At 29.0% G+C, this 15,554-nt stretch carries 12 protein-coding genes and 1 tRNA gene; 6 read left to right on the top strand and 7 right to left on the bottom strand.

Annotated features, from left to right (window positions below):
* Window positions 1-90 precede the first annotated feature (90 nt).
* The gene (gene recO / locus PVA18_RS02165; RefSeq protein WP_045805008.1) at window positions 91-825 is read left to right on the top strand and encodes a DNA repair protein RecO; all 735 of its coding nucleotides are present in this window, start codon (window positions 91-93) and stop codon (window positions 823-825) included.
* Between the two features lie 238 nt (window positions 826-1,063).
* The gene (locus PVA18_RS02160) at window positions 1,064-1,636 is read left to right on the top strand and encodes a hypothetical protein (RefSeq protein WP_045804683.1); all 573 of its coding nucleotides are present in this window, start codon (window positions 1,064-1,066) and stop codon (window positions 1,634-1,636) included.
* 228 nt (window positions 1,637-1,864) lie between these two features.
* Here PVA18_RS02160 and PVA18_RS02155 read toward each other — a convergent pair.
* Window positions 1,865-1,941 (bottom strand) — tRNA-Pro (locus PVA18_RS02155).
* 198 nt (window positions 1,942-2,139) lie between these two features.
* On the opposite strand from PVA18_RS02155, the gene PVA18_RS02150 reads away from it, so the two are divergent.
* The 3 genes from PVA18_RS02150 to PVA18_RS02140 all read left to right on the top strand — a co-directional run bounded on the left by PVA18_RS02150 (window position 2,140) and on the right by PVA18_RS02140 (window position 4,935).
* Complete coding sequence (locus PVA18_RS02150) at window positions 2,140-2,715, top strand: RlmE family RNA methyltransferase (protein WP_045805009.1); 576 nt, start codon at window positions 2,140-2,142, stop codon at window positions 2,713-2,715.
* Window positions 2,716-2,901: 186 nt separating this feature from the next.
* Window positions 2,902-4,404: a YifB family Mg chelatase-like AAA ATPase gene (locus tag PVA18_RS02145; RefSeq protein WP_045804684.1), complete on the top strand. Its 1,503-nt coding sequence runs from the start codon at window positions 2,902-2,904 to the stop codon at window positions 4,402-4,404.
* 129 nt (window positions 4,405-4,533) lie between these two features.
* Window positions 4,534-4,935 (top strand): hypothetical protein, encoded by a 402-nt coding sequence (locus PVA18_RS02140; protein WP_052692787.1) that lies wholly within the window; start codon window positions 4,534-4,536, stop codon window positions 4,933-4,935.
* A gap of 336 nt (window positions 4,936-5,271) precedes the next feature.
* Here the strand turns inward: PVA18_RS02140 and PVA18_RS02135 are convergent, their stop codons facing one another.
* The gene (locus PVA18_RS02135; protein ID WP_045804685.1) at window positions 5,272-6,108 is read right to left on the bottom strand and encodes a YihY/virulence factor BrkB family protein; all 837 of its coding nucleotides are present in this window, start codon (window positions 6,106-6,108) and stop codon (window positions 5,272-5,274) included.
* Window positions 6,109-6,267: 159 nt separating this feature from the next.
* Between PVA18_RS02135 and thiL the strand changes: the two genes are divergently transcribed.
* Complete coding sequence (gene thiL, locus PVA18_RS02130) at window positions 6,268-7,215, top strand: thiamine-phosphate kinase (RefSeq protein WP_045804686.1); 948 nt, start codon at window positions 6,268-6,270, stop codon at window positions 7,213-7,215.
* 268 nt (window positions 7,216-7,483) lie between these two features.
* Here thiL and dnaQ read toward each other — a convergent pair whose 3' ends face one another.
* The 5 genes from dnaQ to PVA18_RS02105 all read right to left on the bottom strand — a co-directional run bounded on the left by dnaQ (window position 7,484) and on the right by PVA18_RS02105 (window position 15,554).
* Entirely contained in the window at window positions 7,484-8,209 is a 726-nt protein-coding gene (dnaQ, locus tag PVA18_RS02125) for a DNA polymerase III subunit epsilon (protein ID WP_045804687.1), read from the bottom strand.
* A gap of 205 nt (window positions 8,210-8,414) precedes the next feature.
* Window positions 8,415-9,905, bottom strand: coding sequence for a hypothetical protein (locus PVA18_RS02120; RefSeq protein WP_052692789.1), 1,491 nt, complete (start codon window positions 9,903-9,905; stop codon window positions 8,415-8,417).
* Between the two features lie 456 nt (window positions 9,906-10,361).
* A complete protein-coding gene (locus tag PVA18_RS02115) occupies window positions 10,362-12,389 on the bottom strand; it encodes an ECH_0525 family surface protein Esp73 (protein WP_045804688.1) in 2,028 nt (675 codons plus the stop codon).
* 441 nt (window positions 12,390-12,830) lie between these two features.
* The gene (locus tag PVA18_RS02110) at window positions 12,831-14,321 is read right to left on the bottom strand and encodes a porin (protein WP_045804689.1); all 1,491 of its coding nucleotides are present in this window, start codon (window positions 14,319-14,321) and stop codon (window positions 12,831-12,833) included.
* 477 nt (window positions 14,322-14,798) lie between these two features.
* Entirely contained in the window at window positions 14,799-15,554 is a 756-nt protein-coding gene (locus PVA18_RS02105; protein ID WP_045805012.1) for a cytochrome c1, read from the bottom strand.

Here is a 15,554-nt window from a genome sequence, read left to right as displayed (position 1 = left end):
TACCACCTAATACATAAGCAAACATATATATTTTCCAACTTTATTTTCATTGTATGATAGTATATCAACTACTATAAAATGAGTTTTAGTGTGAGATGGCAAGACCAAGGAATAGTAATTGCAATAAGAAAATACGGTGATGATCAAATCATAATTTCCATATTTACTCAAAAACATGGCTTAAAAAAAGGATTAGCAAAATATCTGAAAAAAACAACTCACAGATTACAAATAGGAGATTACGTTAATGTAACATGGAGCTCAAGATTAATAAGCAATTTAGGCTACTTTAAATATGAATTAATTAAATCCACTTTACACCACTATATACAAGATAATCTTAAAACAATGTGTATAGCCTTTTTTACTTTTACACTAGATCAAGTATTACCAGAGAATGAAGAAAATTACACCATTTATAGGTGCTTAGACATTTTTATTAATTCAATACAAATTAAGGGTATTAACTGGCAAATAAAATATCTCAGATTAGAATTAACTTTACTATCAGAATTAGGATTCGGATTAGATTTATCACGGTGTGCTATAAATAATACAGATGAGAATCTAACTTTTATTTCTCCAAAAACTGGAAAAGCAATATCGAAAACTGTTGGATTACCATATAAGAAAAATTTATTGCCTTTACCACAGTTATTACATGATGTATATAACAACTGTGCATACAAATTCTCTAAAACAGAGTTCAAATCAAGCTTAAATGTATTAGAGTATTTTTTTAAGAAACACTTTCTTATAAAACAAAACACAATTTTAATAAAATACAGAGAAGAAATAATAAAACTTATAGATTTACAAGATTAAACAATGTCTTTGATTTTTATTAACCAATCCAAGAATTCATCTATTGATTGTTACGAATAATAACTCATGAATACTTTTATATAAGATATTACTAATTCTGTAGTAAAATTTCATTTTACATACTTAATAAATAACAATCACCTGGTTTCATTGAATTCAAACAATACATAATTTAAAAATATATTTACAATTATACAATATAATATAGATTATTATAATTTTATACAGTAATTAGTTTATGGCAGGAAATGAAGGCGGTGGAATAAATGTATCCGCGCTACAGTCTTATCTACATCAACAACAATCCGGCAGTCGCAATGGAGAAGAAGAACAAGAGACTGCACTTTCTATTTTTGTATTTCTTGCTTGGTTTTACAAAAATGTACCATGTTTCCTCGATAGTACGACTGGAAATGTAGCTGCTTCAGTTACATGCTTAGGAGCACAACTACCCACTACAGTAATATTTGGATCTGAAATGAGAAAAAATATCTTTGGATTGCCAAAACTACTACCAGATTCACAACCAGAAGGTGCTTCTGACGAAGGTGGAGGAAGTGAAGATGCAACAGCTGCCAATGGAGAAAATGATGGAGACAGCATAAAGGCCACACACCCCGATGACCCATATGCTCATGATGAGTATCCTCATGCTAACCAAGAAGTTGCTAATGCTGCAGGTCACGGACTAGATAATGTAGATCATAATCAACATCAACTACAACAAGAACCTGAATATCATCACGATCATTCTCCTAGCCCTACTCCTACTACATCCCAACAAAGTCAATACGATCATGCTTTTCATTGATCTTAAAGAGAACAATACATCAATATACAACCTATTTTATCTAAACATAACTTACAATTTAGTAACAACGTTATGTAACTTCCTAAAGATTATACCATTACAAATAAATAATTTTATCAGAAGTATATTTTCTATAATATATTACCATATAATCAAAGTACAAACTAGAAGCCCATCAGAATAAATAAAAAATAGACTTAGATTTTATAATTAAAGCATAAATACTAATGGTCGGAGCGGAGAGATTTGAACTCTCGACCACTTGGTCCCAAACCAAGTACGCTACCAGGCTGCGCTACGCTCCGTAAAATATTCCACACGTAATCGTATCAAAAATACAGATTATATCAATAAAATAATTCTTGTCATCAAGCAAAAATAATTTATCATGTTACTTTAATATAATAAATGTAATCCATATATCTACTATTGTAAAAACTGCTAAAGGACGTAAGATTTCCTCTACACGGTGGTTGCATAGACAACTAAATGATCCTTATGTTTTGCTAGCAAAAAAACATGGTTACAGGTCTAGGTCTGCATTTAAGTTGATAGAAATAGACAATAAGTTTTCTATATTAAAAAAAGGGCAATACGTATTAGACCTCGGGTCATCTCCTGGAGGATGGTCTCAAGTTGCAGTTCAAAAGGTATCACACAGTAATAATAATTCAGTATTTGCTGTTGATATCCAAAATATGGATAGGATTTCTAATGTGGTATTCATTCAGTGTGATATTATTAATGATATAGAACTTTTAAATACTAAATTCCATGACAAAAAATTCGATGTAATATTGTCTGATATGGCCCCAAAGGCCTGTGGAAACAAACAAGTTGATCATGCTAATATCATAAATTTATGTGAAATATCTCTTGACATTACTATAAAGTTTGCACGCGAAAATGGAGTATTTATTACTAAAATCTTACAAGGAGAATATGAAAAAGAATTCTACCAATCAATGAAAGCTCATTTTAAGCATGTAAAATACTTTAAGCCAAAAGCAAGTAGAAAGAATTCATCAGAAATATATTTAGTAGGATTAGGATTTACAAGACATTCACAACATATTTAAACAGAGAAAGCATAACTATAACATTACACAAACCAACAAGCTGTATGCTTCAAAAAAATATATTTTACTACAAATATCAAAAACTACTTTACATAAACAATAATAAGTAAGATATATAGAGCTGCAAGTAATCATTAAAAAATTAGTAGATTTTTTATTTATAATAATATATTAGTTAAATATCTTATGATAGCACGAGTTAAAACCATAGCATTTTACGGAATAAACACAATAAATGTTGATGTACAAATACACGTTGCAAAAGGTATACCTGCATTTAATATTGTTGGATTACCAGATAAGGCAATTGCTGAATCTCGTGAACGTATTAGAGCTGCTTTAAACTCAATCAATATATCGTTACCAACACAAAGAATCACCATAAATCTATCTCCTGCAGATTTATTCAAAGAAGGGAGTCATTATGATTTACCTATTACTATAGGATTATTAATGATTATTGGAACAATACCAAAAATTAATGATTTACCATATATTGCACTAGGAGAGTTATCTTTAGATGGTTCAATTATTTCAGTTTCAGGAGTATTACCCACTGCTATAAGTGCTCAGAAGCAAAAAATTGGCATAATATGTCCACACAATAACGGATCAGAAGCATCATTAATCAAAGGTATCTCAATATTATCCCCTAAACATCTTATATCATTGATTAACTATTTTAATAAAAATGAACCTATACCCGTTTCAAACGATAAATTATCCATAGAAAATCCAGAATATTTAGATATGAAGGATATCAAAGGACAACTTATAGCAAAAAGAGCTTTAGAAATTGCTGCAGCTGGAGGTCATAATATATTAATGGTAGGTCCTCCAGGTACTGGAAAATCAATGTTAGCAAAAAGATTACCCGGAATATTACCAGATTTAACTTATGATGAAATAATAGAAATAAACAGCATAACAAGTATTATAAAAAAATCCAATAAATCAATATCAGTAATGCGTCCTTTCCGGGATCCTCATAGTTCATTATCTATAGCAGCCATGGTAGGAGGTGGAAAAAATGCAAAACCAGGAGAAATTACATTAGCACACCAAGGCATATTATTCCTAGATGAGCTACCAGAATTTGCAAGATCAGTACTAGATTCTTTAAGACAACCATTAGAAAATAAAGAGATCCTCATATCTAGAGCAAATATTCATATAAAATATCCAGCAAATTTTCAATTAATCACAGCAATGAATCCCTGTAGATGCGGCTATTTTGGTGATTCATCAAAATCTTGTTCTAAAGCTCCTAAATGCGCTATTGAATATCAAAGCAAAATTTCTGGCCCATTAAATGATAGAATCGATATACACATAGAAGTACCATATATAAATATGCTGTCACACAACAATTATAGAAACATAGAAAGCTCAAAAACAATAAAAGAACGTGTCATTCTTGCCAAGACATTACAGAAAAATCGTCATGAGAAACTTTTCAATAAGATAACAATATCAGAAGATATGATAACAAAATTTTTCATCCCAGATAAATCTGGTATACAACTTCTCAAATCCGTATTACAAGAGAAAAATATCTCTGCTAGGGAATACACAAAAATCCTCAGAGTTGCCAGAACTATCGCTGATTTATCTCTACAAGATTTTATATCATATGATCACATTGCAGAATCTTTATCTTATACGCAACAAAAACATATAAAAAGATAAATTTATTACAAAATAATGTTTAAAAACATTATATATATTAATATTTTTAATAAAATTAATATATTTCTTGATTTATATTAAATATTTATTTAACATTGAATTAAATAATAAATTTTTAAGGCAATAACTATGATACACAATAATAATAAATTTCGTATAGGAAATGGAGCGCTTAATGTGGCAGCTGCATTGTCTACTGTAGTAGCGTTATCCACTACAATTCTTACAGTACTTTCTGGAATGAATCTTGCATTAGATATAAAAATACCTGGTATTCCTGAAGCATCAACAAGTGTCTTTCTTGCATCATTTTTAGCTTTTGCAACAAGTATAGTATTACTCCTAGGCGCATCAGCACTAAGTAAACATTTTGCACTACAAGAAAAAAATATTGATAACCATAATGACAGTTCACAAGAAATACAATCCTCCGAAGAAAACGACGACAGACCGGCACCAAGGATAGCAGCTGATGATGTTGCCCCTGGTGGTACCCCTGGTGGTAACTTAAACGCTGCCAGCAGGTCCTAGGGCTTGGGTTTGGGGGTGTGTGTGTTTATCCCCCCCCCCCCAATGAAAGTGTCCTCTCACCAAGTAGCACTCATTGGAATGCAGCCTTAATAAGTAAGTATGGTATAAGATGATCCAAAGTCGAAATATCATTAAAGGTTAATTAATGCATTCATAAATAAGATAGAGGTATAGATGCGTACGTGTGTGCTGCTACACTAATAGAGGGTAAGTAGCACATGCTATGTACTGGGTTCATGGAATATTTTCTATCTATATTCTTAAGTATGGGATTGTATAAATTTATGTATAACACCGTACGAGCTTTTTTCAGTAAAGTAAATAACAGTTTGAGTATTACATGAACATGTTTTTTAGCCTATAGTTTAGTTCTGCTCCATATATAAAAAATATACTCAAAATATAGAAAAATAACAATGATGCAATAATGCTAGCTAAGCTACCGTATATTATATTTAATTGATGGAAAGTTTTTATGTACCAAGTAAAAACAAAAGATGAACATGTCCATAATAAAGTAACTAATATTGCACCTGGCATTACATTTATCAAATTTTGTTTAATATTTGGCACAATAAAATATAATAAAGTAATAGATACAAACAATACTAACTCACTGATAGCATATTTTAAATATCCCAAATCTTTATCTAATATGTCATAAATAACAGGAAGCAAAATTATACATACCATAGCAATAATTATTGTTACAGTAATCACAAGAAATTGAAAAATACTTAATAATCTACGAAAAATATAAGAAGGAGGGCTAGAAACCCTATATGCTTTGTTCAATATAGTCCTTATTCCTTCTACAGCAGATGAAGCAGTCCATATTGTTCCTATAACTGCCAATGTTAATAAGCTATGAGGAGGTCCTGAAATTATTTCTTGAATCCGTGGCATAAGCCCTGAGATAACTTCATGAGGAATATTATCATTTATCAACACAATCAACTTATCATTAATACTAATATCGTATTGATTCAGTAACTGGGCTACATTTGATATTAATGCCATAAAAAAAACCAAGAAAGGAAAGATTGATAATAATATAATAAATGATAGATAGCCTGCATGTTCTATACCATCATGCTTTATCACATCAATCATTGCATGGTATACACATTTAAATATACACTTAAAAGGATTTTTTACTTTTTTTCTTAACATATTTTCATTGCCTTTAAACAATAATTATTAAAGATTAAAACAATAGAATTTTATCTACTTAAAATCTTAAAAACACTAAACTCTAATACTACAAATATGTTATAATAAATAATACATTTTATTACAAAAAAGCACACACTACATATTTAAGAGAATACTATGAAAGAATTTGAATACATTAGAAATTATATATATAAACTAGATCATGATTCATTAATAGGGGATGATGCTGCTATTATCAATTGTACACACAAAAAATTACTAGTAACAAAAGACATACTTATAGAAGGTGTGCATTTTTTTAAACAGTGCAACCCACACATATTAGCAAAAAAAGCTATTAGATCAAACTTATCAGATATTGCAGCTATGGGAGCTACACCTTACGGCTATTGCTTAGGATTAGTATTACCTAATAATATTTCTCAAGATTGGTGGAAAAATTTTACTGATAGCCTAAAAGAAGAACATGAAAAATTTAACATAAAACTATTAGGAGGTGATACAACATCTCACAAACAAGATAAAATTATAATTAGCATTACAGCATTTGGCACAAGTAATGGCAATATATTAAAAAGATCTGGAGCAAAAATTGGAGATTCTATCTATGTTAGTGGAAGTATTGGAGATGCAGCACTTGGATTACTTGTATATCAAAACATTATCAATAAAAATTACTGTAATTTAAAAAATAAATATGACCTACCACAACCGAGAATTAATTTAGGAATCAGTATTAACAAAATTGCATCTTCATGTATAGATATTTCTGACGGACTAATACAAGACATTGAACACATTTGCAACTCATCTCAAGTAGGAGCATCAATATACTTAGATAAAATACCCTTATCAAATGAAGCCAAAGAAATCATAGATAACACACCTCAATATATAAATAACATTTTGTCTGGAGGAGATGATTATGAATTGATATTTACAATAAATCCTACATTTTCTCACTTAATACAAGAAATATCTTGCAAAAGTGAAGTAAAAATAAGCAAAATAGGGGAAATAATACCAGGATATCACGTAACACTTTATGATCACAATAGAAACATTATTACCATCAATAATAAAGGATTTAATCATTTTTCATAAACAAAACATATATACTTCTTTTTTTTTTTTTTTCTAACATTCAACCATATCAACAAGATAAGTTGATATAAATCAAAGTACTTCTCTATTTTTTATATCAAACAATATTCTATAATACATATCAAAATCACTTAGCAACTTGATTCAAAATCTTTCAATCAAGCAATACCTATTTTCCTTGAAAAACTCTTGTAATTCATATTTCTAATTCATGCAAAAATTTTTTAAATTTACTAAAATAGACTTTTATAAAATGTAAAAACAATACTTAATGATACTTGGCTTCTGTATAAAATATATTATTCCAAATAGGATTTTTTATTTTTTCTAATAGCATTTTATGCTTTTCTATCTCTTCTCCTCTTAATTTGTAAGTTCGTGGTTCAAGATAAAGATTCTCATATCTATTATTCGGATTATTAGCATTTGATATGTTATTATTATAAGCAAAATCTAGAGATCTTTGCAACCCCCCCATTAATTGCACATATACTTTCCCTAGTAAAGTTGCATCTAACAATGCGCCATGAAATTTCCTATCTTGTAGAGAAATATTAAACCTCCGACATAAAGCATCTAAAGTAGATGAAACTCCAGGAAATTTTTTTCTGGCTAAAATCAGTGTATCAACAACTTGAAATTCAGAGTCATAATTTTTCTGAATTTTATCAAGTTCCATCTTAATAAACTTAATATCAAAACCAGCATTATGAACAACTAATACACTATTATCAATAAATTCTAAAAATTCATCTGTTATCTCTGAAAATCTAGGTTTATCCTTTAGCATATCAATAGTAATACCATGAATTTTTGTTGCGTAATAAGGGATATCACGTTCAGGATTAATATATTTATGAAATACTTTACCAGTAAATACACGATCTATTAATTCTACACATCCTATCTCTATTATTCTATCTCCTCCATCTGCATCTAATCCCGTTGTTTCAGTATCTAATACTACTTCCCTAACTCCTTTATAATATGACATGTATTCTCTACTAATCTTTGATATATTGAAAACACTTTCGTATATACAATATATACATATAAAAAAACATCAATAATATTAACTATAAAGAAAATACACTGATATTCTAAAAAAGACAGTAGTATGTATTTCATCAGCTAATTAATGCATACTACATACAAGTAAACTATAGTAATTTCATTACATAAAAACAAAATTTAATATTTTAAAATTCATATTTTACACCCAATGATAGTACACTACCACTACCTAAAACTTTTAAAATTTTATTCTCTATATTAAAATAATGATAATTTCCAAAAACTTTATATTGCCCTTTATAATTACTATTTATAGATAAATTATAATCAACCCCTAAACTATAATCATAGAAATAAGTATTAACTTTACTACTTCTAAAATAAGATGTACTTATTGAAGCTTTATTATAAATAAATTTTGCACCAATGTTCCAATAATAAGTATAACAACTATCAGGGATAGAAGCTTGGTTACCAGAAACAGGATGAATAGCATTAATATAACCAGATCTTCCTAAATATCCATAAGAACCTGCAACTATAACATTACGATAAGCAACAGATGTACCAATAGCAAAAGCTGCTAACTCTTCAACAGATGATGGATACTTATCATATGACTTTAACTTATCAATATTACTGTACCCATGCTCTCCTACAACAGATGCTTGAACATCAATATCATTAAAAGAATGATTATAAAATAATCCAAGACTTACAATGTTTTCATAACGTGCTTGTAGAAAATCTGTTTTAGATGGCACAATACCTTCCATATCAACACTTTTAACATTTTGTTTATTCAATGCACTAAGCAGAGCTTCAGATGCTTCCTGAACAGTTTGTCCTGGTGGCGTGTTAATTGCTTTAATATCATCTATCACAGGCGGTAATGCTAAATTTTTTATAGTATAGGAACTCACACGCTCAAATAAATTAGTATCATAACCTATTGGAGAATAACTAATACCAAATCTTACACCCATATAGTTTGGAGATTGATAAGATACCCTAAATGGTAAGCTATTAATAAAATCCTTATCTTCAATGGAAATGACATTATTACTACTTCTATTAAATATACTCTCACTATATAATCCAGGAAATAGTTGATACTGCATATCATGATTGAGATCTGATAACCCCGTATATTGTAACCAAGCAATACTGTTATCCCCAGCCCCTATGCTAGAGGCATCCACCTTCATTATAGATTCAACACCTTCTTGATACCCAAACGATAGATTTCCATAACGAGATTCAACAAATAACTGTGCTCCCCTATTATAGGATTTCATCGAAGGCATAAAATTCTTAGTTTTTATAGCAGGTACTGCTAATTGAAAATTACCACCATAGTGAATTCCAAGATCAGAATTACTATTTATAGATTTTATATTTAAAACACCATCTAATCTTACTCCATGATCTTGCATTGCTTTTGCATTATTTGTAAACCAAGTGTAAGATAATATTTTGCCACCAAGATCAATTTTGTGATAACTTTTAGTTGACTGATCCAAGTTTTCTTGTTCAGCATACTCATTACCTTTTACAAAGTTTACTGATTTTTTCCGATTTCCATGATTTCCATCTATATTATCTACTGAAAAAGCATCAACATTATACAAAAGCAAAAAAGAAACAAAAGCAGTAGCAAACGAAAATTCTTTCATAAAAATTACCAAAATTAATTCAATAAATAAATATATTAACAATACTTAATCAAGTATAATATATAATGTCAAGAAATAATCTGTAATATTATTAATAAATTTTACTAAAGTATAATGATATATAAATTTCTTCATTAAAAATTAGGATAACAACAAAAAGAATATAATTCTATTGAAGATAGAAAAAAGAATACTAAAAGAATAAACTTTTGAATAGAATAAAAAAGATAACAATTCATAAAAAAATATAATTTAGACTTATATTTCTGAGATTAATGTAATATAGGACTTAATATTCACTATATAGCACTCAACAACAGAAACAAATAGTGTATAAAACCCAAGGAGTACAAATATTAGCCAGATATAACTTAATACATATTTAAAAAACATAAATGTTGGAAACACCACATTAATTGATACTTAGCAGATTGTAAAATGTAATAATATAAGTGTTTAAAACTCTACTTTAGCACCTACTAAAAATATATTACCTGATCCATTCTTTTTAGTTTTCACAACACTTTGCGCAATAATGCCCTTTCCAGTATTGGTTGCTGATTCTCCTTCTGCTGTAGTAGTTTTATACCCGCTACCATCATCATAACTAACACTATCAACAATTGAGATCTCTGAAAACTTATAATGGTGATAATTTCCAAATAACTTACATTTCATTTTACTGTGTTCTTTTAATAAATTATATTCAAAACCTAAGTTAATATCCTGTAATATATTATCACTCCTATTGCTTTTAAAGTATGCAACACTAATATAAGAAGACTTATATTGATACCCAAAAGCCATATCCCAATAATAAGTGCTAGGTCTTTCATACATTGGATATAACATTTCAGTATCGCTTTTATGTGCAATATAATGCTTTATAAAACCGGATTGCCCTAAATAGCCATAAGCAAGAGCAAAATTAACGTTCTTATAACTCAATATAGAACCAATAGATATTCCCTGTAGATTATGGCTCTCAGCATAAATATCATAGTGATTCTTTGTATTAAAATACAACCTAGGACGAGCATATTCACCTACAACAGAAGTACTAGATTTAAGATCATTATTAAAATCATAATTATAAGCTATACTAGCACTTAATATATGTTCATATTTTGCACCAAAAAATATCTCATCTTCTGTATTTTTAAGGCGTTGAATCACCTTAGATTTATTAGCATCTGCTTCCTTAGGTGTAATAGAGATTTGACCATCTTGCTTAACTGATAACTGGCTAATACCTCCTAAATCTGATAACGTAATAGTTAAATCTTTTAATTCAATATCAGATGCAGGAATCTCCATTTCTACAGAGTCTCCTTCAATACCAAAGTGAATTGGATCATGCTCACTCATGCTTCCTGCCTCACGGTTCGAAAGTAAAGTAACTGTCCCTTTACATGGTATGTATTCCAGATTCTCTTGCTGATCGTTATCGCTTGTGTTTTCGCCTTTGTTATTAAATTTAACCTTAAGTTTTGGAACTTTGTTTTTCTCTTGCTTTAAAGTTAAAGTACCTGTTAAATTAGCTGTCTTTAATTTTTCAATCAATGTACTCAAATCTACAGTACCAGGTGATGGAGTTACTACGTCAAACTCAGGTATTTTATTAACCACATTAATTATATCAGTAGTATATAAGTCAAGCACCCTACCAAAATGCTCAAACTTATACCCTAGAGGAGAATAACTTACTCCAAACCTTAATCCCATAAAATTAGGAGATTGATAAGACATTCTAAAAGGCAGATTATTAATAAAATCCTTATCATTATCTACAGTACGTACCATATTATCATTATTCCTAAAGATATTTTCACTATACAACCCGGCAGAAAAAAGAAACGGATACACCGAGTATCCTAAAGCGTTTTTTCTTTCAGATAATGCACCTCTTACATGTTGTGTCCAACTACTACTCTCATCTCCAGCAATTACATTAGAAGAATCTAACTTCATTATAGATTCTACACCTTCCTGATAACCTACTGAAAAATCACCATAAGGAGTAGAAGCAAATATTCTAGAACCTCTATTTAAAGCAGCTTTTTTTTCAAAATTTTTTCCTTTAACATTAGGCACAGATACCTGAAAATCTACACCATACTTAACACCAGAATCATTTGATTTTATTTCAGCTCCTACACGTAATATAGCATCGTAATTCATACCCCAATCATCCATATCACCAGATATATCAGAAAGACCTCTATATTCATCAGACGAAGACCACATATAAGATATAGCTTGCCCGCTTACTAAAGCACGACCTACTTTCAATGAACGATTATACTCTTTATTTTCTAAACTATTTGTTGTAAAAACATCTTTTGCATTAATACTATCAACTTGTTTTTTTCCTATGCCAATATCGGAAATATTAATATCACTTAGTATATCTACCGAAAATGAAGCATTCCCATACAATATAAGAAAAGAAGCTAAAGCAGATGCTACTAAAGTAAACTTCATAATAAGACCACCTAATACTAACTTAAGCTTAGATGTTAATCACCAAATAATAATAAGTCAAAGCATTTTATACAACTTTGAGTAAAATTCTATTAAAATTGAAAATAATATTATTAATAATATAATTTATAAACAAAACTAATTAACTAATAAATTTTATTTAATAATAAAATCATTAAATACTGTTAGCAGTTAGCATCCATCTAATACAGTCTATAATAAAGTTTAATTGGAGAATATATTATGAATATTCATAACCTAGTATACACTACCAAAACGTTCAGATTTTTTAATAACGTAAAGCCATACCAATAATAAGGAAATACAGAACCTTATTTTATGTATTTAAGGAACATATTATTATATTTTATCACTAATTAAAGTACAAAATTAAAAAATTATGGCTTTCATACAATAATTATAATATTTTAAGATAAAAGTTTAAAATTCCAACTTTGTACCTACCAGCAATACACTACCTTTACCGTTTCTAGTATTCTTATAATCATGCTCAAATTGGTTGAAAGTATAATAATGATAATTAGCAAACACACTATTTCTAAATCTATTATACCTTAAAATGTTATATTCAATTCCCACGCTTATATCGTTTAACTTATTACCAATCCTATTACTCGTAAAGTAAATAAGACTCAACTTTAAATCCCCATATTTATAAGCAATACCTATATCCCAATAATAATCAATATCTTCCGATAATGTCCAATAGGACCTACAGTAAATACTTGCAGAACATCTAGCATAAGGAATTCCAGACCTATTTAAATTTCCATAAGATCCTGCAAACTCTATTGTGTTATAGCCAATATTCCACCCAACAGATATTCCTTTTAATTTATGATGTTTAAAATATACTTTATAGCGTTCCATAGAACCAGGAAAAACATCCTCTCCACCATATTCCCCTATAATGGAAGTACTAAATTTAAAATTTTTAAAGTTATAAGTATAAGAAATACCACCACTAATAATATGTATATAGCTTGGCCCAATAAGAATTAAAGGTAAAGCATAGCCACCATAAGGCATCGTAATATACCTGTTGCCTCCAAAATCATTTTCTTCTACATACTTAATTACATTATTGAAATTTATCTGTGGCATTTCAGATAACTCCCTATCATATCCAAAAGGAGAGTAACTTACTCCAAATCTTAACCCCATAAAATTTTGTGATTGGTAAGATAACCTAAATGGCAAATTATTAATAAAAGTTCCAGCCATAACACCAGTTACTATGTTATCACTATTACGAAAAAAACTCTCACTATATAACCCAGAATAAAAATTTAAACAATATACAAAATAACCTGATACATCTTTCATATCATACAGAATGTTCCTTAAATGTTTTGTCCATATATTATAATTATCACCAGCAATTACACTAAAAGCATTTAATTTCATAATGGATTCTATACCTTCTTGATATCCAACTGAAAAATCACCATAAGGAGTCTTAGCAAATATTTTTGATCCCCTATTAAATGCAGCATTATTACCAAAACTTTTTCCTTCAACATGTGGAATATGTATCTGAGAATATACTCCGTATATAACTCCATATTTATCTGGTTTCAAATCAATTCCAAGACTCAACATACCATCATGTTTAGCACCAATATTACCAACATTTCCTCCTATATCTACATTAAAACGCTTATTATTATTTATAATTTTTTCTGAATCCTTACTATCAGCACTTGAATACCAACCATAAGAAACCATATTGCCAGCAAATTTAACACGGCTACCCTTTGCTGACACCTCATTCTTAATTCCTAAAAATAAATTTTTAGCATTATTATGATTATCTACAAAAATACTATCTAATACTTCATCAGAAAAAGCATCATGAGAACACATTATTAATACAAAGGTTAAAGCAGAAACTAGCAAAAGATTTTTCATAAATACACCAATTAGTCACACACTACACTAATTATATTGCTATTAAAACAATAATAATATTATGATATATACATTGAATAGTATTATCAATGGTAAAATTGTATTTTTTGTCCTAAAAAATAAAAAAAAATATATGATATTTTATGTTTAAACATAAATATGTTTTATATAATGCAACTCTAATATGAAGGAATTAATAAAATTTTACTATTAATATACTAAGAAATTAGTGTAACATGATTTATACAATACCAGAACCTTATCTTAAGGATATGCTTCAATGTCTTCTACATTAAAAATAAAATACAAATTAAAAATGAAATTTCCTGCTATATTGAGTTAAGCACCTAGTTCAGTAACGAAATTACTACTATTTATAACACCAAACCTAACATGCATTTAAAAATAAACATGCCAACTCATAATGTTAAGATTCTAAAAAAAAGACTGAATTATAAGAAAACGTTATAAGCACAATTACTTCTTATAAAGACCTTCCCACAATCTCTTATTTATAAATATCACAAAAACTGTAAGTATTAATAAAAAGCTAACAACTTTAATACCTAGTTTTTTACGCATTTCCATTTCAGGTTCAGCCGCCCATTGTAGAAAATTCACAACATCATATGCCATATTTTCCACTTTAGAATCTGTACCATCTGTATATTGAACTAAATTATCAGAAAGTGGCGGAGCCATGGCTATTTTCCCAGTACTAAAATAAGGGTTTGTATATAATCCACCTTCATCAGACTCATGGCTTTCGTAACCAGTTAATAAAGAATATACATAATTGGCACCATTATGCCTTGCTTTAATTATTAAAGACAAATCAGGTGGAAATGCACCTCTATTAGCAGCTACAGCAGCTTCCTTATTGGGAAAAGGAGATACAAAATAATCTGATTGAATTCCTGGACGTTCAAACATCTCACCAACATCATTTGGACCATCTATAACCTGATACGATGCAGCGATAGTTCTTACCTCTCCTTCAGAAAATCCTACATCACGTAAATTACGAAATGCTATTCTCTTCATAGAATGACAAGATGAACACACCTCTCTATATACCTGATAACCACGCTGTACAGATTGCTTGTCAAATGAACCTAATATACCATCAAATTTCCAATTAATCTTCTTAGGAGATAGATGTTTTAACTCTTCTGCTACACATATGAATGGCATGTAAATAAAACAAACTATAAGAAGAAACCGCATTAACAT

It is taken from the genome of Ehrlichia muris subsp. eauclairensis (genome assembly GCF_051097115.1).
Taxonomy (GTDB): Bacteria; Pseudomonadota; Alphaproteobacteria; order Rickettsiales; family Anaplasmataceae; genus Ehrlichia; species Ehrlichia muris.
The sequence above is the reverse complement of the archived record's forward strand: the minus strand, read 5'-3'. Positions and strand labels throughout refer to the sequence as shown.